This is a genomic window from Streptomyces sp. NPDC086787 (assembly GCF_044745865.1).
GTDB lineage: Bacteria > Actinomycetota > Actinomycetes > Streptomycetales > Streptomycetaceae > Streptomyces.
On the sequence record NZ_JBIVBC010000003.1, the window covers coordinates 422,612 to 445,329 of the forward strand.

17 protein-coding genes and 1 pseudogene are annotated in these 22,718 nt (G+C 71.1%); 13 read left to right on the forward strand and 5 right to left on the reverse strand.

Annotated features, from left to right (window positions below; all coding sequences use genetic code 11):
- Position 1: 1 nt before the first annotated feature.
- A complete protein-coding gene (acs, locus tag ACIPK3_RS11575; RefSeq protein ID WP_402568454.1) occupies positions 2-1,957 on the reverse strand; it encodes an acetate--CoA ligase in 1,956 nt (651 codons plus the stop codon).
- Positions 1,958-2,228: 271 nt separating this feature from the next.
- The gene (locus ACIPK3_RS11580; protein WP_402568456.1) at positions 2,229-5,096 is read right to left on the reverse strand and encodes a SulP family inorganic anion transporter; all 2,868 of its coding nucleotides are present in this window, start codon (positions 5,094-5,096) and stop codon (positions 2,229-2,231) included.
- 339 nt (positions 5,097-5,435) lie between these two features.
- Here ACIPK3_RS11580 and ACIPK3_RS11585 point away from each other — a divergent pair, with 339 nt between their 5' ends.
- Positions 5,436-6,704 (forward strand): hypothetical protein, encoded by a 1,269-nt coding sequence (locus ACIPK3_RS11585; protein ID WP_402568458.1) that lies wholly within the window; start codon positions 5,436-5,438, stop codon positions 6,702-6,704.
- Positions 6,705-6,707: 3 nt separating this feature from the next.
- Here the strand turns inward: ACIPK3_RS11585 and ACIPK3_RS11590 are convergent, their stop codons facing one another.
- Positions 6,708-7,688 (reverse strand): ATP-binding protein, encoded by a 981-nt coding sequence (locus tag ACIPK3_RS11590; protein WP_402568459.1) that lies wholly within the window; start codon positions 7,686-7,688, stop codon positions 6,708-6,710.
- Positions 7,689-7,788: 100 nt separating this feature from the next.
- On the opposite strand from ACIPK3_RS11590, the gene ACIPK3_RS11595 reads away from it, so the two are divergent.
- The gene (locus tag ACIPK3_RS11595; protein WP_402568461.1) at positions 7,789-8,613 is read left to right on the forward strand and encodes an oxidoreductase; all 825 of its coding nucleotides are present in this window, start codon (positions 7,789-7,791) and stop codon (positions 8,611-8,613) included.
- A gap of 433 nt (positions 8,614-9,046) precedes the next feature.
- On the opposite strand, the gene ACIPK3_RS11600 is transcribed toward ACIPK3_RS11595, so the two are convergent.
- Positions 9,047-9,880: an HAD family hydrolase gene (locus ACIPK3_RS11600; protein WP_402568463.1), complete on the reverse strand. Its 834-nt coding sequence runs from the start codon at positions 9,878-9,880 to the stop codon at positions 9,047-9,049.
- Between the two features lie 585 nt (positions 9,881-10,465).
- Here ACIPK3_RS11600 and ssd point away from each other — a divergent pair.
- The 7 genes and pseudogenes from ssd to ACIPK3_RS11635 all read left to right on the forward strand — a co-directional run.
- Positions 10,466-11,569 carry a septum site-determining protein Ssd gene (gene ssd, locus ACIPK3_RS11605; RefSeq protein ID WP_402568465.1) on the forward strand — a complete coding sequence of 368 codons (1,104 nt, stop codon included), beginning with the start codon at positions 10,466-10,468 and terminating at the stop codon, positions 11,567-11,569.
- On the forward strand, positions 11,566-12,789 hold the full coding sequence (locus tag ACIPK3_RS11610; protein ID WP_402568467.1) for a TadA family conjugal transfer-associated ATPase: 1,224 nt from the start codon (positions 11,566-11,568) through the stop codon (positions 12,787-12,789). The genes ssd and ACIPK3_RS11610 overlap by 4 nt, the downstream gene beginning before the upstream one ends.
- A gap of 31 nt (positions 12,790-12,820) precedes the next feature.
- Complete coding sequence (locus ACIPK3_RS11615; protein ID WP_402568678.1) at positions 12,821-13,672, forward strand: type II secretion system F family protein; 852 nt, start codon at positions 12,821-12,823, stop codon at positions 13,670-13,672.
- Positions 13,669-14,454 (forward strand): type II secretion system F family protein, encoded by a 786-nt coding sequence (locus ACIPK3_RS11620; protein WP_402568469.1) that lies wholly within the window; start codon positions 13,669-13,671, stop codon positions 14,452-14,454. Before ACIPK3_RS11615 ends, ACIPK3_RS11620 begins: the two co-directional genes overlap by 4 nt.
- Positions 14,455-14,555: 101 nt before the next feature.
- Entirely contained in the window at positions 14,556-14,756 is a 201-nt protein-coding gene (locus ACIPK3_RS11625) for a DUF4244 domain-containing protein (protein ID WP_402568471.1), read from the forward strand.
- 37 nt (positions 14,757-14,793) lie between these two features.
- The gene (locus tag ACIPK3_RS11630) at positions 14,794-15,132 is read left to right on the forward strand and encodes a TadE family type IV pilus minor pilin (protein ID WP_402568680.1); all 339 of its coding nucleotides are present in this window, start codon (positions 14,794-14,796) and stop codon (positions 15,130-15,132) included.
- Positions 15,133-15,305: 173 nt separating this feature from the next.
- Positions 15,306-15,503 (forward strand): annotated as a pseudogene (locus ACIPK3_RS11635) (Rv3654c family TadE-like protein); the annotation flags it as partial.
- Positions 15,504-15,543: 40 nt separating this feature from the next.
- On the opposite strand, the gene ACIPK3_RS11640 reads toward ACIPK3_RS11635, so the two are convergent.
- A complete protein-coding gene (locus tag ACIPK3_RS11640; protein ID WP_402568473.1) occupies positions 15,544-18,096 on the reverse strand; it encodes a DEAD/DEAH box helicase in 2,553 nt (850 codons plus the stop codon).
- Between the two features lie 82 nt (positions 18,097-18,178).
- On the opposite strand from ACIPK3_RS11640, the gene bldG reads away from it, so the two are divergent.
- From bldG to ACIPK3_RS11660, 4 genes are all read left to right on the forward strand, one after another.
- Positions 18,179-18,520, forward strand: coding sequence for an anti-sigma factor antagonist BldG (bldG, locus tag ACIPK3_RS11645; RefSeq protein ID WP_010986038.1), 342 nt, complete (start codon positions 18,179-18,181; stop codon positions 18,518-18,520).
- Positions 18,521-18,697: 177 nt separating this feature from the next.
- On the forward strand, positions 18,698-19,135 hold the full coding sequence (locus ACIPK3_RS11650; protein ID WP_402568475.1) for an ATP-binding protein: 438 nt from the start codon (positions 18,698-18,700) through the stop codon (positions 19,133-19,135).
- A 303-nt stretch (positions 19,136-19,438) separates the two neighbouring features.
- Positions 19,439-21,847, forward strand: a complete 2,409-nt coding sequence (locus ACIPK3_RS11655; protein ID WP_402568477.1) for a sodium-translocating pyrophosphatase — start codon at positions 19,439-19,441, stop codon at positions 21,845-21,847.
- A gap of 231 nt (positions 21,848-22,078) precedes the next feature.
- Positions 22,079-22,651 (forward strand): small secreted protein, encoded by a 573-nt coding sequence (locus ACIPK3_RS11660; RefSeq protein ID WP_402568479.1) that lies wholly within the window; start codon positions 22,079-22,081, stop codon positions 22,649-22,651.
- Positions 22,652-22,718: the final 67 nt, after the last annotated feature.

Sequence of the window (22,718 nt, forward strand, 5' to 3'; positions counted from 1 at the left end):
CTCAGTCCTCGCTGGGTGCCGCGGGCAGCTTGGACTGGATGAGGTCCATGACGGTCGAGTCCGTCAGCGTCGTCACATCCCCGAGCTGCCGGTTCTCGGCGACGTCCCGGAGGAGACGACGCATGATCTTGCCCGAGCGGGTCTTGGGCAGCTCCGCCACCGGCAGCACACGCTTCGGCTTGGCGATCGGGCCGAGCGTCGCGCCGACGTGGTCGCGCAGCTCGCCGACGAGCGCCTCGTCCTCGGAGGCGGTGCCGCGCAGGATGACGAACGCGACGATGGCCTGTCCGGTGGTCTCGTCCGCGGCACCCACGACGGCCGCCTCGGCGACGGAGGGGTGGGAGACGAGAGCGGACTCCACCTCGGTGGTGGAGATGTTGTGTCCGGAGACGAGCATGACGTCGTCCACCCGGCCCAGCAGCCAGACGTCCCCGTCGTCGTCCTTCTTCGCGCCGTCACCGGCGAAGTAACGGCCCTCGAAGCGGGACCAGTAGGTGTCCAGGAACCGCTGGTCGTCGCCCCAGATGGTGCGCAGCATCGACGGCCACGGCTCGGTCAGCACCAGGTAGCCGCCGCCACCGTTGGGCACCTCGCGGGCCTCGTCGTCCACGACGGTGGCGGAGATTCCGGGCAGCGGCCGCTGGGCGGAGCCGGGCTTGGCCTCGGTGACGCCCGGCAGAGGCGAGATCATCATCGCCCCGGTCTCGGTCTGCCACCAGGTGTCCACGATCGGCGTCCGGTCGGCGCCGATGTGCTTGCGGTACCAGATCCACGCCTCGGGGTTGATCGGTTCGCCCACCGAGCCGAGCACCCGCAGGGAGGACAGGTCGAACTTGGCGGGGATGTCGTCGCCCCACTTCATGAACGTACGGATCGCGGTCGGCGCCGTGTACAGGATCGTCACCCCGTACTTCTGCACGATCTCCCAGAACCGGCCCTGGTGCGGGGTGTCCGGGGTGCCCTCGTACATCACCTGCGTCGCGCCGTTGGCCAGCGGCCCGTACACGATGTACGAGTGGCCCGTGACCCAGCCGACGTCCGCCGTGCACCAGAACACGTCGGTCTCCGGCTTCAGGTCGAACACCGCCCAGTGCGTGTACGCGGCCTGCGTCAGATAACCGCCGGACGTGTGCAGGATGCCCTTGGGCTTCCCGGTCGTGCCGGACGTGTACAGGATGAACAGCGGGTGCTCCGCCTCGAAGGCCTCCGGCGTGTGCTCGGCGGACTGGCGGCCGACGGCGTCGTGCCACCACACGTCCCGGCCCTCGCTCCAGGCCACGTCCTGCCCCGTACGGCGCACCACGAGGACGTGCTCCACATTGCCGGCCTTGGCGGCCGCCTCGTCCACGGCGGGCTTGAGTGCGGACGGCTTGCCACGGCGGTAGCCGCCGTCCGCGGTGATGACGACCTTCGCGTCGGCGTCCTGGATACGGGTGGCGAGCGCGTCCGCCGAGAACCCGCCGAACACCACCGAGTGCGCGGCGCCGATCCGGGCGCAGGCCAGCATCGCGACCGCCGCCTCCGGGATCATCGGCAGGTAGACGGCGACCCGGTCACCGGCCCGCACACCCAGCTCCAGCAGGGCGTTGGCGGCCCGGGAGACCTCGTCCTTCAGCTCGGCATAGGTGATCGCGCGGCTGTCGCCGGGCTCGCCCTCGAAGTGGATGGCGACCCGGTCGCCGTGCCCGGCCTCCACATGGCGGTCCACGCAGTTGTACGCGACATTGAGACGCCCGTCCTTGAACCACTTCGCGAACGGCGGGTTCGACCAGTCCAGCGTCTCGGTCGGCTCCTGGGCCCAGGACAGCCGACGCGCCTGCTCGGCCCAGAAACCGAGCCTGTCAGCCTTGGCCTGTTCATACGCCTCCGCCGTGACGTTGGCGTTCGCGGCCAGCTCCGCCGGCGGTGCGAACCTGCGCTCCTCCTTGAGCAGGTTGGCCAGGCTTTCGTTGCTCACGACATCTCCCATTCCGAGGGTTCCGGGTGCGGTGCCCGTTGTGTCCCAGGCCACACCTCATCAGACCTGGGGGCGGAATGACAAGGGCCGCCCCACAATTGGTTTAGACCTTTCCCGTCGCGGCGACGGGATCCCTCGGGGAGAAGACGGAATCTTCCGGGACGAAGTTGGGTGCGCGGCCGACGTCCACCCGACCGCACACCCTTTTCTCACGCCCCTTCCATCTCTCCGGGTGTGCTCACGCCGGTTCCTCTCGGTTCCTCCGGATCGCTCACGCCGGACTGGACAGCTCCTCCGCCCCCGTCACAGGCGTGAACACCAGCTCGCCCGCGCCCGGTTCCCCGAGCAGATAGGCCTGCGTCTCGCCCACGTGGAAGTACATCCCGTGCAGCTCCAGCGCCCCGTCGGCCAGCGCCCGCCCCACCGAGCCGTGCGCCCGCAGATGCTCCATCTGCTGCACCACGTTGGTCAGGCACAGCTGCTCCACCACGTCGGCGGCCGACCGCCCGGTCAGCCGGGGCGAGGACCCGGTCGCCTCCGACAACCGCTCCAGGCTCGGCAGACCGTGCCTCAGCCACCGCCTGAGCGGCGTCGGCTCACCACCGGGCTCGGAGCCGAGCAGCGCCTGCATCGCCCCGCACCCGGAGTGCCCGCACACGGTGATGGACCGCACCCTCAGCACGTCCACCGCGTACTCGATCGCGGCCGCCACCGAGTCGTCCCCGCCCTCCTCGCCCGGCAGAGGCACCAGGTTGCCGACATTGCGGACGACGAAGAGATCACCGGGACCGCTGGAGGTGATCATCGACGTCACGAGCCGGGAGTCGGCGCAGGTGATGAAGAGCTGGGACGGCCGCTGCCCCTCCCGGGCCAACCGTGCCAGCTCACCCCGTACCAGCGGGGCCGTGTTGCGCTGGAACGCTCCGATGCCGCGCGCCAGTTCATGCCCACTGGAGCCGGGGGCAGAGCTGGAGCCAAGGCCGGAGCCGAGGCCGGGGACTGTGGCGGCACCGGCGGTGGGGGACCCAGGGGCCGGGGCCGGGGCCGGGGCCGGGGTCGGGGCCGGAGCGGAGGTGGAGGACGTATCCATGCCCGAGTCCGTTTCTGTGGCCGATGCGGAGGCGGCGCCGGCGAGGGAGCCGGAACCCCTGTGGGATCCGGTGGTCGAGCCGGAGCCGGTGTGGGATCCGGTGGTCGAGCCGGAGCCGGTGCGGGATCCGGTGGTCGAGCCGGAGTCGGTGTGGGATCCGGTGGTCGAGCCGGAACCAAGGCCGGAGTTGGAGCCAGAGTTGGTGGCGGAGCCTGAGTCGGATTCGGAGCTGGTGGCGCTGGCGCCGGCCGACCCGGGTCCGGCTGCGGTGCCTGGGGCCGCGTCGGCGGCACCCTCGGTGCTGCCTTCGCTTCCGTCGGGCGGCCGAAGCCCGGTCACCTCGGATCTCGCCCGGCCGTCAGCCCCGGTGCCCGGCAGCCCGCCGGACGGCAGGACGCACTGGTGGTTGCGCCACGGTGTCCACGGTCGGCAGCGGCAACCGGCGGGCGCCGTCGGCGGTCCGGTGCTCAGTCCGGTCCGTCGGCCGGTCAGTTCGGCGGTGCCGCCCTGCGCGGTGTGTCCGCTCTGCCAGTCGTGCAGTGACTCGTACGCCGCGTGGTCCATGAACGAACCGTCCAGTTCCACGACGGCGTGGGCGCCATGGGGTACGAGATGCAGGGCTCGGCTGAGCCGGGGAACCGCGAGGAACGTCAGCTGTCCGCTTACCTGTACGCGATGGACTCCTTCCGTCTCTTCGTGCGTGATGCGGGTGTGCGCGAGGCGATTCAGGGCGACCGCGACGGCCACGGCGACCCCGAGCGCCACCCCCTCCAGGACGCCGATGAAGGCGACGGCGAGAGTGGTGACGGCGTAGACCAGTACTTCTCGGTGGCGGGTCACCGTGCGGATGTGGTGCAGGGACACCATCTGGATGCCGACGGCCATCACCAGGGCGGCGAGCGAGGCGAGCGGGATGAGCTCCAGGAGAGGGACCATCAGCAGCGCGGCGGCTACTACGAAAACGCCGTGCAGCATCGTGGAGTTCCGGCTCACGGCACCGGATCGCACATTCGCCGAACTTCGCACGGCCACCCCCGCGACCGGCAGTCCGCCGAGTGCTCCGGAGACGATGTTGGCGGTGCCCTGCCCGAGCAGTTCCCGGTCCAGGTTGGAGCGCCCGACGCGGGCCCGTAGCCCGGGGCGGGTGGCGACCAGCTTGTCCACGGCGACGGCGCCGAGCAGGGACTGCACGCTGCACACCAGCGTGGTGGTGAACACGGCGGCGGCGATGCCGAGGGTCGGGCCCTCCGGCAGTCCTGCCAGGGCGTGGCTGCGCCAGGACGGCAGCTCGACCTTGGGCAGGGTGAGCCCGGCGAGTGAGGCGGTCGCGGTGGCTCCGGCGACGGCGACGAGCGCGGCCGGGACCTTGCGCAGTGCGATGCCGGGGCGGCCGGGCAGTCTTGGCCAGACGAGCAGCAGGGTCAGGGTCAGTGCGCTCATCGACACGGCGGCGGGATGCAGGGCCGCCAACTGCGCGGGCAGCGCGAGAAGGTTGTCCAGGACGGAGCTCTGCGGGGTGCCGCCGAGGACGATGTGCAGCTGGGCGACGGCGATGGTGAGGCCGATGCCCGCGAGCATGCCGTGCACCACGGCCGGGCTGACGGCCAGAGCGCCTCGAGCCACGCGCAGGCAGCCCAGGCCGAGTTGGGCGAGGCCGGCGAGGACGGTGATGCCGCATGTCGTCCGCCACCCGTAACGGTGGATGAGATCGGCGGTGACGACGGTGAGTCCGGCGGCCGGGCCGCTGACCTGGAGCGGGCAGCCGCCGAACCGTCCGGCGAGGATTCCGCCGACGGCGGCGGCGACGAGTCCGGCCTGGAGCGGTGCGCCGGTGGCGAGGGCGATGCCCAGGGACAGGGGAAGGGCGATCAGGAAGACGGCGATCGACGCGGACAGGTCGGCGCCCGCGATGCGGAAGCGATGGGGCGGTGCCGGTGGCGGACTGTGCGGTTGGTGAGGGTGTTTGGTGCGGGCCGGGTCGGCGGTGTGGGGCCGGGCCGCTCGGTCGACGCCGAGCGGGTGGGGCCGTGGCGGTACGCAGGCTGACATGTTTCCCGTCTCCTCCGGGGCAGCGCGGTCGCGGAACAAGGGGTGCCCCCGTGTGATGCCGGGGGCGGCTCGCGGCCGTGGGTCACGGCGTGCAGCGGCGGGATGAACCAATATTCGGTAAATGAATCGTAATGCAAGGTAAAGCCCATGCCTGGACTTTCGGTGCAAATGGTCCATATATTCACTCGGCTGGATGAACCGAGCATTTCATCGGCTTGTCGTATTAATTCCCCTCTTGGCCCTATGCGACCTTGGCGGCGCGGACGGCACAGCCCGACGCATCACCAGAGAACGCCCTTACCGGCGTTGGCCTGAGAGAAGGAAGAAGGTGGACGGAACATGGCCGCCACCCAGAGGATCGCCGCGGGCGCCATGGCCGCCGTGGCCTGTGCGGCGTCACTCGCCGGCTGTTCGGCCGGCTCCCAGCATGCGAAGGAAGGAGCGCCCGGGCCTGAGCAGGGCGCACCGGCGGCACCCAGGGGCCTGGTCCGCCTGATCGGCGACGGCTCCACCGCGTTCACCGGGGGGCAGCCGCGCCTCCCCAGACCCGCGCGGCTGGCGCCCGGTGAGAAGCCCCCGCAGTTCGTGGTCTTCTCCTGGGACGGCGCCGGCGAGGACAGTCAGAAGCTGTTCTCCCACTTCCGTAAGGTCGCCAAGGCCAACCACGCGACCATGACGTACTTCCTCAGCGGTGTGTATCTGCTGCCCGAGGAGAAACGTGACCTCTACCGGCCCCCGCAGCACTCACCGGGCCGTTCGGACATCGGTTTCAACGACGAGAAGGGAATCACCGACACCGTCAAGCAACTCCGGCTCGCCTGGCTGGAGGGGAACGAGATCGGAACCCACTTCAACGGCCACTTCTGCGGCAGTGAAGGCGGCGTCGGCCAGTGGTCGGTCGACGAGTGGAAGAGCGAGATCTCCCAGGCCAAGCAGTTCGTGAAGTCCTGGAAGACCAACACGGGTCTGAAGAAGGCCCCGCCGCTGCCCTTCGACTACGACAAGGAACTCGTCGGCGCCCGCACCCCTTGCCTGGAGGGGCAGAAGAACTTCATGAAGGCAGCCAGCGAGCTGGGCTTCCGCTACGACACCAGCGGTGTCAACGACCAGATCTGGCCGAAGAAGCGGTACGGACTGTGGGATCTGTCGATGCAGTTGGTGCCCTTCCCCGGGCACACCTTCGAGCAGTTGACCATGGACTACAACTTCATGGTCAACCAGTCCGGCACCTCGACCCAGGGTGACCCCGACAAGTACGACTACTGGGGTGACCAGATGAGGGACGGCCTGCTCCAGGGCTTCACCCGCGCCTACAACGGCAACCGCGCGCCACTGGTCATCGGCAATCACTTCGAGTCCTGGAACGGCGGCACCTACATGCGCGCCATCGACGAGGTCATCGAGCAGGTGTGCAACAAGCCCGAGGTGCGCTGCGTCTCCTTCCGGCAGCTCACCGACTGGCTCGACGCCCAGGATCCGCAGACCCTGTCGAAGCTGCACAGCCTGAAGGTCGGCGAGGCGCCCAAGCAGGGCTGGGCGTCCTTCCTGTCGGGCCGCTCCGCCCCGGCCCCCAAGGGGGTACCGGGGGCGCCGGCGGTCGGGCGGTAGCCGTCAGACGGAAGCGGCGACGTTCTCGCTGAGCACGAACCCGGGGTCGACCTGCGCCGCCAGGTCGACCCCGGTGCGCTCATTGCCCCAGGACAGGGCGTTCTTGAGGTGGAAGTGGACCATCTGGCGGGTGTAGCGCTCCCAGTCGCGCAGCTCGTGGGTGGCGTCGGCGGCGACCTGGAGGGCGTACAGGGCCCGGCTGTTGAAGTCCTCCAGCAGGTCGAACCGCGGTGGCCGCCCCTTCTCCATGGCCCGCACCCAGTCCGAGTGCCCCACGGTCACCAGCAGATCGTCCCCGACCTCCGCGCGCAGGAAGTCGATGTCCTCCTGGCCCTGGACCTTGTTGCCGACGACCTTCAGCGTGATGCCGAAGTCGTGGGCGTACTGCTTGTACTGGCGGTAGACGGAGACCCCCTTCCGGGTCGGCTCGGCCACGAGGAAGGTGATGTCGAAGCGGGTGAACAGCCCGGAGGCGAAGGAGTCCGAGCCGGCGGTCATGTCGACCACCACGTACTCGTCGGGGCCGTCGACCAGGTGGTTCAGGAACAGCTCCACCGCTCCGGTCTTGGAGTGGTAGCAGGCGACTCCCAGGTCGGCGTCGGTGAAGGAGCCGGTGACCATCAAACGGACGGCGCCGCCGTCGAGTTCCACCGGTCGCGCGCAGGCGTCGTACACCGGATTGGGTTCCCGTACCCGGACCAGCCGCGAGCCCTCACCGGGGGGCGTCGTCTTGATCATCGTCGCGGCCGAGTCGATGCGTGGGTTGGAACCACGCAGGTAGTCCTTGATCACCGGGAGCCGGTCGCCCATGGCGGGCAGCGCGGCCGAGTGTCGCTCGTCGAGACCGAGCGCGGCCCCGAGGTGCTGGTTGATGTCGGCGTCGATGGCGACGACCGGCGCACCGGAAGCCGTGAGATGGCGGATGAAGAGGGAGGAGAGCGTGGTCTTGCCGCTGCCGCCCTTCCCGACGAAAGCAATTTTCATGTTCACGAAGCGTAGCGTCGCGATTGCCGCGTGTGTTGTACGAGGTGAAGAAGACCACTCCTTCGTGGGGTGTGGCCGGGGGGTGCGTAGTGTCGTACCCATGAGTACGACTGGTGCGACCGCCGATCCGCTCGCGGCCCTGGGTGCGCTGCCCGGTGTGAGCGAGTCGGTGGAATCCGTGCGCAAAGCCGTCGACCGGGTCTACGGACACCGGATCATGCGGCGCCGCAGCAACGCGATCACCTCCGAGGCGGCGTTGCGCGGCGCCCGGGGGTCCGCGGCCCTGTCCGGTGCGGACTGGGCCCTGGAGGAAGTGCGGCGGCGCACCGACTTCAGCGGTGACGACGAGGCGCGCGTCGTTGGCGCGGCCCTGCGGCTGTCGGCCGAGGCCGGCCAGCTGCTGTCCATCTGGCGGCAGTCGCCCCTGCGCGTGCTGGCCCGCCTGCACCTGGTGGCCGCCGCGAGCGACGGTGACGAGACCGGCCGGCCCCGCCGTGCCGGTGAGGCGGTCGACGAGCCGCTGCTCGAACTGCCGCTGCCGGGCGCGGACGAGGTGTCCGGCAGGCTGGACGGCCTGGCACGGCTGGTCGTCGAGGGAAGCTCCGCGCCCGCGCTGGTGACGGCGGCCGTCGTGCACGGCGAGCTGTTGGCGCTGCGCCCCTTCGTCTCCCACAACGCACTGGTGGCGCGCGCCGCCGAGCGGATCGTTCTGATCGGCAGCGGTCTGGACCCGAAGTCGGTCTGCCCGGCCGAGGTGGGCCATGCGGACCAGGGCCGGGCGGCGTATCTGGCGGCTCTCGACGGCTATGTCTCCGGCACTCCGGAGGGTATGGCGGCCTGGATCGCGCACTGCGGCCGGGCGGTCGAACTGGGTGCGCGCGAGTCGACCGCGGTGTGCGAGGCGCTTCAGCGCGGCGCGGCGTAGAAGGCCGAGCGGCGGGCGGGGAAGCGGGAGGCCCGTAGGAAACGGGACCCGTGGAAACGTGGAAAAGGGTTGCGGCGGTACGAGGGCTCGTACCGCCGCTGGCATGCTCGCCGTGTTACCAAGCGTCCTCGATGTGTCGCCCATCAGGTCGGGTACTTTGCCCGTCACCTGGTGCGGCTGGCCCGTAATCGACGGGTCGACGTCGCGTGGGTGCTCGACGGTCATGCGCGGTCCGAGGGGCCAAATGCGTTATAAAGGTGATCCTTTCGGATGTCCTTTGGTCTCGCGGGCCGTTAAATCCTTTGTACTGCAACCCCGGAGGAAGCGGAACCCCTGGCTGCACTTCTTTACTTTTATGTTCAAATGCGGACTAAATGCGGCCGGGTGATCCGCCGGGGACTCCCGGAATCCGCGAGGGCGGTGAACGGCCAGGTCAGGCGGCAGAACTCCGGCGGCGGCTGGCGTACCAGACGAGTCCCGCGGTGGCGGCCGCGGCGCCTATGGCCGCCGCCGCGACGAGAGCCGGGCGCGGTGGCACGGACAGGGTCGGCAGTCGTTGCTTGAGCCGGACCGGGCGGTGGAAGTCCAGCACCGGCCAGCCGCGCGAGAGCGCCTCACGGCGCAGGGCCCGGTCCGGGTTCACCGCGTGCGGGTGCCCGACGGCGCTGAGCATCGGCAGATCGGTCAGTGAATCGCTGTACGCGTAGCAGCGGTCGAGGTCGTAGCCCTCCGATTCGGCGAGTTCCCTGATCGCTTCGGCCTTCGTCGGGCCGTACGCGTAGTACTCCACCTCTCCGGTGAAGCAGCCGTCGTCGCCCACGACCATGCGGGTGGCGACCACCCGGTCGGCGCCGAGCAGTTCGCCGACCGGCTCGACCACCTCGGCCCCCGAGGTGGACACGATCACGACGTCGCGGCCGGCCGTGTGATGGGCCTCGATGAGGGAGGCGGCCTCGTCGTAGATGATCGGGTCGATCAGGTCGTGCAGGGTCTCGGCGACGATCTCCTTCACCTGCTGGACGTTCCAGCCGCGGCACATCGCGGACAGGTACTCGCGCGTCCGCTCCATCTGGTCGTGGTCCATGCCGCCGCCCATGAACAGGAACTGGGCATACGCGGTCCGCAAGGCGGCCCTGCGGTTGATCAGTCCACCTTGGTAGAACGACTTGCTGAACGTGAGTGTGCTCGACTTCGCAATGACCGTCTTGTCCAGGTCAAAGAAGGCAGCTGTGCGGGGCAAGGAGTGGTTTTCCACGACCCCGAGCATAGGCGCCCACCATTCGGCGTAAGGTGGGGCGCGTGGGTTTGCCTGAGAGGGCTCTCGGGTACACCATGGAAGTCACGGATCGTTCGCGACCGTGCTAACCCGGCCCGACTCCTCCCCCCCCGAGTCGGCCGTGGGGACGACCCCCGCTCTCCCCCCCGGCGGGGGTCGTCGCATGTCCGGGTGGGTTTTCTCCCCAACTCCAGGCGGTCACGGAGTCGCGACTTAGCGCTCCGGCCGCCTTTCTTGTGCGTGCAAGATCCGTCACGGAACGTAACGCTAGGGCTGCTCTGCGGACATCGCACAGGAACCGTGCACGGGTCACCGGTATGAGTGACGGCGATATTCACAGCCCCTGAGTTGTCCACGGTTTTTCACCAAGATCCACATGATTTCCCGGATCGCTGCACCGTGATTCAAGCGCGCCCCGCTCGTGGCGAGTTCATGGCCGGTTCCGTTTGTCGGCGGCGCGTATGACCGGCCCGTATCGGCCGTCCATATGGAGGCCGCATGCCGGTTCTTCACACGTCTGGGAATCGCGTGGCCGCAGAGGCGCCACGCGGGAGATGCAGCAAAGGGGGCACACACGTGGCCGGAACTGTCACCCACGATCCGCCGCCCGCCACCGGAGGGCGGCCGGGACGGCCGCTGATCGTCACCGAGGACCCCGGGCTCCTCGACGATCTGCTGCGCCTGTGCGCGGCGGCCGGCGCGACACCCGAGGTCCACCACGGGGTACCGGAGCGCGGAGGCCGCTGGGAGGCGGCGCCCCTCGTCCTGGTCGGCGACGACGCGGCACGCCGCGTGCGCGGAGCCGCGCGCAGACGAGGAGTGGTCCTCGTCGGCCGTGACCAGGACGATCCGGACGTCTGGAAGCGGGCCGTCGAGATCGGCGCCGACCACGTCCTGATGCTGCCCGACGGCGAGCAGTGGCTGGTCGACCGCATCGCCGACGTCGCCGAGGGTGTCGGCCGCCCGGCCCTCACCGTGGGCGTGATCGGCGGCCGTGGCGGAGCCGGCGCGTCCACGCTCGCCTGCGCGCTCGCCGTCACCTCCGCGCGTGAGGGAGTTCGCACACTGCTCGTGGACGCGGATCCACTGGGCGGCGGACTCGACGTACTCCTCGGCGGCGAGACGGCCGAAGGACTGCGCTGGCCCGCCTTCGCCGCGTCCCGCGGCAGGGTCGGCGGCGGCGCCCTGGAGGAGTCGCTGCCCGAACTGCACTCGCTCCGGGTGCTCAGCTGGGACCGCGGCGACTGCGTCTCCGTACCGCCCCCGGCGGTGCGGGCGGTCCTCGCGGCCGCCCGGCGGCGCGGTGGCACGGTCGTCGTCGACCTTCCCCGGCGCCTGGACGGCGGGGTCGCCGAGGCTCTGGCCCAGCTCGACCTCGCGCTCCTCGTGGTCCCGGGCGAACTGCGCGCCGTCGCCGCGGCCGGACGAGTGGCGTCCGCCGTCGGCATGGTCCTGCGCGACCTGCGGGTGGCGGTGCGGGGCCCGTACGCGCCAGGGCTGGACGACCGCGAGGTGGCCAGGCTGCTCGGACTACCCCTGGCCGGAGAGGTGCCCGTCGAGTCGGGACTGCTGCGCCCGTCCCAGGGCGGCAAACCGCCCGCCGCGACCGGCCGCGGACCACTGTCCCGGTTCTGCAAGGGCTTCTGGGAACGGACCCTGGTCGAAGCGGGTGGCGTATGACGACGGCTCCCGGACTCGACGCGGCGGACGGCCCGGAACTGCTTGACGGCGTGCGCCGGTGGCTGGCCGAGAGCGGCGCCGAACCGACGCCCGCGCGCGTGGCACAGGCGCTGCGTGAGCAAGGAAGGGTCCTCGGCGACGCGGAAGTCCTCGGCGCGGCCGCCCGGCTGCGGTCCGAACTGGTCGGCAGCGGACCACTGGAGACCCTGCTCGCGGACCCAGCGGTCACCGACGTCCTGGTGGTGGCCCCCGACCGGGTGTGGGTCGACCGCGGAGGCGGCCTCGAACTGACCCCGGTGACCTTCCGCGACGCGGCGGCGGTACGACGTCTCGCGCAGCGCCTGGCAGCGGTGGCCGGACGCCGCCTGGACGACGCCCGCCCATGGACCGACGCCCGGCTGCCCGACGGGACGCGGCTCCACGCGGTGCTGCCCCCGGTGGCCGTCGGCTGCACCTGCCTGTCCCTGCGGGTGGTGAGGCCACGGGCGTTCACCCTCGAAGAACTGGTCACGGCGGGCACGGTGCCGCCCGGCGGCGACCACATCCTCCGCGCGCTGCTGCGCGCCCGGCTGTCCTTCCTCGTCAGTGGCGGGACCGGAAGCGGCAAGACCACCCTTCTGACCGCGTTGCTCGGACTGGTCGGACCGGGCGAACGGATCGTGCTCGCCGAGGACTCGGCGGAACTGCGCCCCGATCACCCGCACGTCGTACGGCTGGAGACCAGACCGGCCAACCAGGAGGGCGCGGGTCTGGTCACGTTGGAGGACCTCGTGCGGCAGGCGCTGCGGATGCGTCCCGACCGGCTGGTCGTGGGCGAGGTGCGCGGACCGGAGGTCGTCCATCTGCTGGCCGCGCTCAACACCGGCCACGAGGGCGGCTGCGGCACCGTGCACGCCAATGCCGCGGGGGACGTACCGGCCCGCCTGGAGGCTCTGGGCACGGCCGCCGGGCTCGACCGGGCCGCCCTGCACAGCCAGTTGGCGGCCGCCCTGTCGGTCGTGCTGCACCTCGTGAGGGATCCGTCGGGCCGACGGCGGATCGCCGAGGTCCATGTGCTGGAGCGCGACCCCAACGGGCTGGTGCGGACGGTTCCGGCGCTGCGCTGGGGCAGCGGGGCGTTCCTGCCGGAGCGCGGCTGGGAGCGGCTGCGGGGGCTGCTCGCGAGTGGTGAGGAACGTGTCGGAAGTGACGAATGCGATGGCCGGAGCAGCGATGGGTGACATGGCGGTGGGCGAAGTACTCGTGGGTGGAATGCCGGCCGGCGCTGCCGTCGTGTGCGTGGGGGCGGCCGTCTGGCTCACGGCCGGGTGGCATCGGGGGAGTCGGCGGGCGCGGCTGCTGCTCGCCGGTGGCGGAGTCGTGGGGGTCGGACCTCCGCCCTGGGAGCGGGCCGTCGACGAACTGCGGCGGCTGCGCGGCCGGGTGCCGGGCGAATGGTGGTCGCTGGCCGCGGGGCTGGTGCTGGGGCTGCTGGGCGCCTCGGTGGTTCCGCTCGTCGCGGGTGCGGCCGGGGTTCCGGTGCTGCGACGGGTACGGCTGACCGGGCAGCGACGGCGGGCGCGGGAGCGGCGCGCGGACGCGGTCATCGCGTTGTGCGGCGCGCTGGCCGGGGAGGTGCGGGCCGGGCGGCAGCCGGGGGAGGCGCTGCTGCGGGCGGCGCGTGACTCCGGCGGCCTCGCGGACGCGCAGTCGGCAGTGCTCGCGGCGGCCCGGTTCGGGGGTGACGTGCCGGGCGCGCTCACCATGGCCGCACGTCGGCCCGGTGCCGAAGGGCTGTTGGGGCTCGCGGCGTGCTGGCGGGTGGCCGTTGACCAGGGCGCGGGGCTCGCGGCCGGACTCGACCGGCTCGACGAGGCGCTGCGTGCCGAACGAGACCGGCGCGCGGACCTGCGGGCCCAGTTGTCCGGCGCCCGGGCCACCACCGTGATGCTCGCGGTCCTGCCCGCGCTGGGCCTGCTTCTCGGCACGGCCATGGGCGCCGACCCGCTGCATGTGCTGCTGCACACCGGGGCGGGCCTCGGCTGCCTGGTGCTCGGCGGACTGCTGGAGGCCGCCGGGATGTGGTGGGCGGCTCGAATCGTGCGGGGAGCGGAGGCGGCATGAGCGCGGAGTTCATCCACAGGCTGGGGACGGCCGCTGTCGTGACCCTGCTGCTCGGCTGGCCGGCCTGGCGGCTGGCCGAGGAGCGGCGCCGGCGCCGGGCGCGGCGCCGACTGGCCGAACTGCTGGACCTGAAGGTGGCGGACCCCGGGAAACCCTTCGTCGTACCGGCCGCCGCACGGTGGTGGCTGCCGCAGGCCGCGGTGGTGGGCGCCGGGTGGGTGCTGGTCGGCGGGCCTGTCGGAGTCGTCGTGGGGTTGGGCGGGGCCGCGGGGTTGTGGCGGTGGCGGCGACGACAGGAGGCCTCCGGCCGGGCGGAGCGGTTCGACGCGGCTCACGCGGAGCGTCAACTCCCGCTCGCCGCAGATCTCCTGGCGGCCTGCATCGCGGCAGGGGCGGGTCCGGTCGTCGCCGCCCAGGCCGTCGGGGACGCTCTCGCGGGCCCGGTGGGGGACGGGCTGGCACGGGGTGCGGCGGAGGTACGGCTCGGCGGTGAACCCGCCCATGCCTGGCGGCGGTTGGCCGAGCTGCCGGGGGCCGCGCCGCTGGCCCGGCTGCTGGAGCGCGCCGACGAGTCGGGGCTCCCCGCGGCCGGCCCCGTGGCCCGGCTCGCCGCCGACGCCCGTGCGCGGTGGGCGCGGACCGCGACGGCACGGGCCCGCCGGGCGGCCGTCCTGGTCACCGCGCCCGTCGGACTCTGCTTCCTGCCCGCCTTCGTCGTGGTCGGCGTGGTGCCCGTGGTGATCGGGCTGGCGGGTGGCGTGCTGGGAGGGGGTGGTGGATGAACGGACCCGTGCTGTGCGCGTTCGGATGATCAACAAGGTGGTCAACAAGGCGGATCAGAAGGAGATTTCAGGTGAAGAAGGTTCAGGCGAAGAGGAGTCGGATGTCCGCGACGCTCGGGACGGCGCGGGCGTGGTGGCAGGTGCTCAGGCGGCGGGACGGGGGCATGGTGACCTCCGAGTACGCCATGGGGATCGTCGCCGCGGTGGGATTCGCCGTGCTGCTCTACGAGGTCGTGACCAGCGGTCAGGTGAGGGCGGAACTTCAGGCCATCGTGAAACGAGCCCTCAGTGCGCGGATGTGAACGCGGAAAGCGGGCTGTGGGCGGGGACGCGGGGTTCGTGACGGCGGAGGCGGCGGTCGCGCTGCCCGTGCTGGTGGCCTTCTCGATGGCGCTGGTCTGGGCGCTGTTCGTGGTGACGGCACAGATCAAGTGCGTGGACGCGGCGCGCACCGGCGCCCGTGCGGCGGCACGCCAGGACCCGCCCGGCGCGGTCGTGGCGGTCACCCGGGAGGCCGCACCTGGCGGCGCGCGCGTCAGCGTCGCCCGCGAGGGGGACCAGGTTCGGGTCACGGTGGTGGCCCGCCCACCGCTGCTGTCCGGCCTGCCTTTCGAGGTACGGGAGGAAGCCGTGGCGTCGGCGGAGGAAACGGTGGCCGGGACGGAGGCGCGGCCGTGAGCCGCTGTCCGCGCCGACTCGCGGATCACTGCCGGTGCCGGTTCCCGTACCTCCGCCCGCGCTGGGTCCCGAACCTCCGCCCGCACCGACTCGCGGGCCTCCGCCCGCGCCGGTTCTCCGACCGTGGGTCCGCCACCGTCTGGAGCATCGGAGCCGTCGCCGTCCTGTGCGTGGTGTTCGGAGCCGTATTCGCGCTGGGGCAGGCGGTCGTCGCCCGGCACCGCGCGGCGGGCGGGGCCGATCTGGCCGCGCTCGCGGCGGCGGACCACTGGCCGGAGGGCACCGCGGCGGCGTGCGCCCGCGCGGGCCGGGTCGCGGCGGCGCAGAGGACGCGGCTGCTTCGGTGCGCGATCGTCGGCGACACCTCGGACGTCACGGCGGCAGCCGGACGGGGGCCGTTGGCGGCGGAGGTCAGAGCGCGGGCGGGGCCGGCGCGCCCGGCCCAGGAGACCCAGCCCGCTCCGCCCGGTGCTCTCCGTCCGGATCCTCCTCGGTCGGCGGCTCCCTCGGCGGCTCCGTCGGCGCCTCCCGCAGCAGCACCGTGAGCAGGCGTACGGCCCCCCGCTTGTGCAACGGCTCGTTCCCGTTGCCGCACTTGGGGGACTGGACACAGGACGGGCAGCCGGCGTCGCACTCGCAGGAGGCGATGGCCTCACGGGTGGCGGTGAGCCAGTCGCGGGCGGTGTGGAAGGCGCGCTCGGCGAAGCCCGCGCCGCCGGGGTGGCCGTCGTACACGAAGACCGTCGGGAGGAGGGTGTCGGGGTGCAGCGGGACCGAGACACCGCCGATGTCCCAGCGGTCGCAGGTGGCGAAGAGGGGCAGCATGCCGATCGAGGCGTGCTCGGCGGCGTGCAGGGAGCCGCCGAGGATCTCGGGGGCGATCCCGGCCTGGTCGAGCTGGTCCTCGGTGACCGTCCACCACACGGCCCGGGTGCGCAGGGTGCGGGGCGGGAGGTCGAGTTTGGTCTCGCCCAGCACCTCACCCGTGATGACGCGCCGACGCAGGAAGGAGACGACCTGGTTCGTGACCTCCACGGAGCCGTAGCACAGACGTCCGGGCCCCCAGGGAACCTCGATGTCCGTCTCCAGGACGGAGACCGCCGTGGTGTCGCGGGCGACCGTCGAATACGGCGGCTCCGCCTGCTCGACCAGGGCGACCGAGTCCTCCAGGTCGAGGGAGCGCACCAGGTACGTACGGCCCTGGTGCAGGTGCACGGCGCCCTCGTGCACCGTCGAGTGCGCGGCGCCCTCGTCCACCGTGCCCAGCAGGCGGCCCGTCCCCTCCTCGACGATCTGGACGGGCCGGCCGCCGGCGCCGCGGATGTCGGTCAGGTCGGCGGCCCGTTCCCGTCGTGTCCAGTGCCAGGCCCTGGTCCGGCGGCGCAGCAGCTTCGCGGCCTCCAGCTGCGGCAGCAGCTCGGAGGCGGCGGGGCCGAACAGCTCCAGGTCGTCCTCGGTCAGCGGGAGCTCCGCCGCCGCGGCGCACAGATGCGGTGCCAGGACGTACGGGTTGTCGGGGTCGAGGACGGTGGATTCCACCGGTTGGTCGAACAGGGCCTCGGGATGATGGACGAGGAACGTGTCCAGTGGGTCGTCGCGGGCCACCAGCACCGCGAGGGCGCCCTGGCCGGAGCGGCCCGCCCGGCCCGCCTGCTGCCACAGGGAGGCGCGCGTGCCCGGGTATCCGGCGATCAGTACGGCGTCCAGCCCGGAGACGTCCACGCCCAGCTCCAGGGCCGTCGTGGCGGCCAGGCCGAGGAGTTCGCCGGAGTGCAGGGCCCGTTCCAGGGCGCGGCGCTCCTCGGGGAGGTAGCCGCCGCGGTAGGCCGCCACCCGCCGGGCCAGGGAGCGGTCGACCTCGGCCAGCCTCTCCTGGGCGATGACGGAGATCAGCTCGGCGCCACGCCGGGAGCGCACGAAGGCGACCGAGCGCACGCCCTGCACGGTGAGGTCGGTCAGCAGGTCGGCGGTCTCGGCGGTGGCGGTACGGCGGACCGGGGCGCCCTTCTCGCCGTGCAGCTCGGTGAGCGGCGGCTCCCAGAGGGCGAACACCAGTTCACCGCGTGGGGAGGCGTCGTCGGCGATCTCGACCACCGGGAGGCCGGTGAGGCGGCGGGCGGCGAGGGCGGGCTCGGCGGCCGTCGCGGAGGCCAGCAGGAAGACGGGTGACGCGCCGTAGCGCGCGCACAGCCTGCGCAGCCGGCGCAGCACCTGCGCCACATGTGAGCCGAAGACGCCCCGGTAGGTGTGGCACTCGTCGATCACGACGTACTTGAGCGACTTCAGGAAGGAGGACCAGCGGGGGTGTGACGGCAGTATGCCGCGGTGCAGCATGTCGGGGTTGGTGAGGACGTAGTTGGCGTACTGGCGTACCCAGTCGCGTTCCTCGACCGGCGTGTCGCCGTCGTACACGGCGGGGCGGACGGATGTGCCCAACGGCTGGGCGAGTTCCTTCACCGAGCGGCGCTGGTCGGCCGCCAGAGCCTTGGTGGGGGCCAGGTACAGGGCGGTGGCGCCGCGGCCGCCCGGCGCCTCGGAGCCGTCGAGGAGGGTCGACAGGACGGGCACGAGGTACGCCAGGGACTTGCCGGAGGCGGTGCCCGTGGCGACGACCACCGACTCGCCGTCCAGGGCGTGCTCGGCGGCCAGGGCCTGGTGGGCCCAGGGGTGCTCGATCCCGCACTTCTGCACGGCCACGATCACTTCCGGGCGAATCCGGTCCGGCCAGACGGCATGGCGACCCGCCCGCGGGGGCAAGTGCTCCGTATGAGTGATGCGCGCAGCCCGGCTCGGTCCCGCGGTGAGCCGGGCCAGTACCGTGCCCGGGGAACAGCGGGACTCGGTGTCCGCCGGGGTTCGGTCGGATCGGTGATTCTTGGCCATCGGCACCGAGTGTGTCACCGGAGTGACGGACAATGGAGCCAAGGCGTCGTGCACGCCTGCCGGTAAGTGATTGAATGCCATCGCGGCTGGCGAACGTTCCCGGGGACCGCAAGCCGCGGTGTCCCGAGGGGCGACCGCTCGATAGCAAGGTGCTGGAGGATCCGTGGACCTGTCCCTGTCGACCCGTACCGTCGGCGATCGTACGGTCGTCGAGGTCGGTGGCGAAATCGACGTATATACCGCGCCCAAGCTGCGCGAGCAGCTGGTCGAGCTGGTGAACGACGGGAATTTCCACCTCGTCGTCGACATGGAGGGCGTGGACTTCCTCGACTCCACCGGGCTCGGCGTGCTGGTCGGTGGCCTGAAGCGCGTGCGTGCCCATGAGGGCTCGCTGCGCCTGGTCTGCAACCAGGAGCGCATTCTCAAGATCTTCCGAATCACCGGCCTGACCAAGGTGTTCCCGATCCACACTTCGGTCGAGGAAGCGGTGGCGGCCACCGACTGATTCCGGTCTGTCGCCGACCGTGTTCCGGGCCGCCGAGATCGGGCCCGGAACGCCGGTGGGCTCCGTCCCGGGCCGGTTGGCCGGGGCGGAAGAAGTTTCAGGAAGAAGTTCACCAGGCGGTCCGGGCTTCGGCGGCCCGGACCCCCTACCGCACGCCCGAAGTCGCGAGGGGGATGCATGGCCACCGTTGAACTCCGCTTCAGCGCGCTGCCCGAGCACGTCAGAACCGCCCGGCTGGTGGCGGCGGCGGTGGCGCGCAGGGCCGGAGTGGACGAGGCCGCACTCGACGAGGTGCGGCTCGCCGTCGGCGAGGCCTGCTCCCGTGCCGTCGGACTGCACCAGAGCGCCGGTATCGCCGCGCCCGTACGGGTGGCGCTGATCGAGGAGGAGAAACAGTTCTCCATCGAGGTCGGCGACGAGGCGCCCCGTTCGGCTCCGGGGGACCGGGCGCCCGGCGGCGCCACGGAGGAGGCGGACGCGGAGGCCGAGGAGGACGAGATGGGCCTCGCGGTCATCAGCGGACTCGTTGACGACGTGGAGGTGACCGCCGGGGAGCACGGCGGTCTGATCCGCATGACCTGGCCGGCCACACCGCCGGCGGCCACGCTCCCCTGAGCGTCGCGCACGTCCCGCATCATCCGAAGGGCCCTGCTGAGCAGGGCCCTTCGTGTTTTTGTCGTCCGACCATCCGAATTCGTGAAGAAATTCACGATCATTCGGCGGATAATTCGATCAAGAGTCAATGCGGTCGTCAATGCCTTTGAGGCGTTACCGCTTTCGGGTTCCGTCGTGAGGTGCCGATCATTTGCTGAAGAGCGGTTGAAGGCTAATTCCGTTTACCGCGTACTGTTTTGATCAGGTTCCGCTACCTACAATCCGTCCACATCTTGAGCTCAGCCCAAGCGTCAAGGAGGACGAATGGCGGGGCTTTCTACCCCTCATGAGTTGGATCAGCACACAACCTTCGCGGCCGCGGTCCTGACCGACGACAACCGGATCCTGGTGGCGGTGATCGCGGCCGTCGCGCTGGCGGCCCTCGTGGTCGCCGGGATCCTGGTGCGTCAGGTGCTCGCGGCAGGCGAGGGCACCGACAGCATGAAGAAGATCGCGGCGGCGGTCCAGGAAGGCGCGAACGCCTATCTGGCCCGGCAGTTGCGCACACTCGGCGCATTCGCCGTCGTGGTGTTCTTCCTGCTCCTGCTGCTGCCCGCGGACGACTGGAATCAGCGCGCCGGACGGTCGGTGTTCTTCCTGATCGGTGCCGCGTTCTCGGCGGCCACCGGCTATATCGGCATGTGGCTCGCCGTACGCAGCAATGTGCGCGTCGCCGCCGCGGCCCGGGAGGCCACCCCGGCGGAAGGCGAGCCGCAGAAGGATCTCACCGCCGTCTCGCACAAAGCCATGAAGATCGCTTTCCGCACGGGCGGCGTCGTCGGCATGTTCACGGTGGGGCTCGGCCTGCTGGGCGCCGCCTGTGTCGTGCTGGTGTACGCGGCCGACGCGCCGAAGGTGCTCGAAGGCTTCGGCCTCGGGGCCGCCCTGATCGCCATGTTCATGCGTGTCGGCGGCGGCATCTTCACCAAGGCCGCCGACGTCGGCGCCGACCTGGTCGGCAAGGTCGAGCAGGGCATTCCGGAGGACGATCCGCGCAATGCCGCGACCATCGCCGACAACGTGGGCGACAACGTCGGCGACTGCGCCGGTATGGCAGCCGACCTTTTCGAGTCGTACGCCGTGACCCTGGTCGCCGCGCTGATCCTCGGCAAGGCGGCGTTCGGCGACTCCGGTCTCGCCTTCCCGCTGCTCGTGCCCGCGATCGGCGTGTTGACCGCGATGATCGGCATCTTCGCGGTCGCCCCGCGCAGCAGCGACCGCAGCGGCATGTCCGCCATCAACCGCGGCTTCTTCATCTCCGCGGTGATCTCGCTCGTGCTCGTGGCGGTGGCGGTCTACACCTACCTGCCGGCGAAGTACGCCGACCTGGACGGAGTCACCGACGCGGCGATCAAGGCCAAGGACGGCGACCCGCGGATCCTCGCGCTCGTCGCGGTCGCCATCGGCATTCTGCTCGCCGCCGTCATCCAGCAGTTGACCGGCTACTTCACCGAGACCAACCGCCGTCCCGTGATGGACATCGGAAAGACCTCGCTGACCGGCCCGGCCACCGTGGTCCTCGCCGGCATCTCGGTCGGGCTCGAATCGGCCGTCTACACCGCCCTACTGATCGGCCTCGGCGTCTACGGGGCGTTCCTGCTCGGCGGTACGTCCATCATGCTGGCGCTGTTCGCGGTCGCGCTCGCCGGTACCGGTCTGCTGACCACTGTCGGCGTCATCGTCGCCATGGACACCTTCGGCCCGGTCTCCGACAACGCCCAGGGCATCGCCGAGATGTCCGGTGACGTCCAGGGGGCGGGCGCCCAGGTGCTCACCAACCTGGACGCGGTCGGCAACACCACCAAGGCCATCACCAAGGGCATCGCGATCGCCACCGCCGTGCTCGCGGCCTCGGCGCTCTTCGGGTCGTACCGCGACGCGATCACCACCAACGTCCAGGAGGTGGGTGCGAAACTGACCGGCCCGGGCTCGCCGCTGAGCCTGTCCATGGACATCTCGCAGCCCAACAACCTGGTCGGCCTGATCGCGGGCGCGGCGGTCGTCTTCCTCTTCTCCGGACTCGCCATCAACGCCGTGTCACGGTCGGCGGGCGCGGTGGTCTTCGAGGTGCGCCGACAGTTCCGCGAGAAGCCCGGGATCATGGACTACTCGGAGACGCCGGAGTACGGCAAGGTCGTCGACATCTGCACCAGGGACGCCCTCAGGGAGCTGGCCACGCCCGGTCTGCTCGCCGTCATGGCGCCCATCTTCATCGGGTTCACGCTCGGTGTCGGCGCGCTCGGCTCGTTCCTCGCGGGCGCGATCGGCGCGGGCACCCTGATGGCGGTGTTCCTGGCCAACTCCGGTGGTGCCTGGGACAACGCGAAGAAGCTCGTCGAGGACGGGCACCACGGTGGCAAGGGCAGCGAGGCCCACGCCGCGACCGTCATCGGTGACACGGTCGGCGACCCGTTCAAGGACACGGCCGGGCCCGCCATCAACCCGCTGCTGAAGGTGATGAACCTGGTGTCGCTGCTGATCGCGCCGGCGGTCATCAAGTTCTCCTACGGCGAGGACAAGAACATCGGCGTACGGATCGGCATCGCGGCCCTCGCGCTGCTCGTGATCGTCGTCTCGGTGTACGTCTCCAAGCGGAAGGGCATCGCGGTCGGCGACGAGGACGACAACGCCGAACGGGTGACCAAGTCCGCCGATCCCGCGGTGGTTTCGTAGGCCGCCTTACGGAGGTCCGTCCAACGGGCGGGCGGGTGGCGCGCACTGACGCGCCGTCCGCCCGCCCGTCCGTGTGTGCGCCCCCGCCGTGAGCCTTGTCTCGCGCCTCTCTCGGCCTCCCCGTTGGTGCAAATGGTCATAAAAAGTGCCTTACCGTATGTTCGGCACGCGACTGTCACCCATCCGGCGTGTAAGGTCCGGGGGCCGAGAGCCAGGGAAAGGGACCGATCCGTGAACACGAAGCTCGCGGCCGTGCTGTCCGGCAGCGCGGTACTGGTGTCGGCGCTTGCGGGATGCAGCGGCGGCGGAAGCGAAAACAACGAGAAGCTGGACGCCTGGGCCAAGCAGGTCTGCGACGCGGTCCAGCCGCAGGCCAAGAAGATCGCGGCCGCCAACGCCGCGATCCAGAAGGAGACCTCGGACAGCAGCGCGCCCGCGGACGTCCAGAAGACCGACGCGAAGGCCTTCCAGGACATGTCCGACGCCTACCAGGCGATCGCCGCCGCCGTGAAGTCGGCCGGGGCCCCGGACGTCGACGGCGGGCAGAAGAAGCAGCAGGACGCCGTCAAGGAGCTCAACGACATCGCCACGTCGTACACCACCCTCAAGAAGCAGGTGGATGGGCTCGACACCAAGGACCAGGCCAAGTTCGCCGACGGCCTCAAGGGCATCGCGACCCAGCTGGACAAGCTGAGTTCGAACGGCAACGACGCGCTGAAGAACCTTGAGGCGGGCGACGTCGGCAAGGCGATGGCCAAACAGCAGAGCTGCAAGTCGGCCTCCGCACCGGCCACGGCGGGCTGATCAGGCAATGGCGGTCTGACCCGGCCGCGGCGGCCTGATCCGGCGGCCGCGGTCGGAGACGACGGCG

What these genes read in the sequence shown, in the direction of transcription:
- ACIPK3_RS11585 (WP_402568458.1), top strand. Translation starts at nt 5,436, where the DNA reads ATGGCCGCCACCCAGAGGATCGCCGCGGGCGCCATGGCCGCCGTGGCC.
- ACIPK3_RS11610 (WP_402568467.1), top strand. Translation starts at nt 11,566, where the DNA reads ATGACGACGGCTCCCGGACTCGACGCGGCGGACGGCCCGGAACTGCTT.
- ACIPK3_RS11640 (WP_402568473.1), bottom strand. Translation starts at nt 18,096, where the DNA reads ATGGCATTCAATCACTTACCGGCAGGCGTGCACGACGCCTTGGCTCCA.
- ACIPK3_RS11655 (WP_402568477.1), top strand. Translation starts at nt 19,439, where the DNA reads ATGGCGGGGCTTTCTACCCCTCATGAGTTGGATCAGCACACAACCTTC.
- ACIPK3_RS11650 (WP_402568475.1), top strand. Translation starts at nt 18,698, where the DNA reads ATGGCCACCGTTGAACTCCGCTTCAGCGCGCTGCCCGAGCACGTCAGA.
- ACIPK3_RS11590 (WP_402568459.1), bottom strand. Translation starts at nt 7,688, where the DNA reads ATGAAAATTGCTTTCGTCGGGAAGGGCGGCAGCGGCAAGACCACGCTC.
- ACIPK3_RS11615 (WP_402568678.1), top strand. Translation starts at nt 12,821, where the DNA reads ATGCCGGCCGGCGCTGCCGTCGTGTGCGTGGGGGCGGCCGTCTGGCTC.
- ACIPK3_RS11600 (WP_402568463.1), bottom strand. Translation starts at nt 9,880, where the DNA reads ATGCTCGGGGTCGTGGAAAACCACTCCTTGCCCCGCACAGCTGCCTTC.
- ACIPK3_RS11595 (WP_402568461.1), top strand. Translation starts at nt 7,789, where the DNA reads ATGAGTACGACTGGTGCGACCGCCGATCCGCTCGCGGCCCTGGGTGCG.
- ACIPK3_RS11625 (WP_402568471.1), top strand. Translation starts at nt 14,556, where the DNA reads ATGTCCGCGACGCTCGGGACGGCGCGGGCGTGGTGGCAGGTGCTCAGG.
- ACIPK3_RS11620 (WP_402568469.1), top strand. Translation starts at nt 13,669, where the DNA reads ATGAGCGCGGAGTTCATCCACAGGCTGGGGACGGCCGCTGTCGTGACC.
- ACIPK3_RS11580 (WP_402568456.1), bottom strand. Translation starts at nt 5,096, where the DNA reads ATGTCAGCCTGCGTACCGCCACGGCCCCACCCGCTCGGCGTCGACCGA.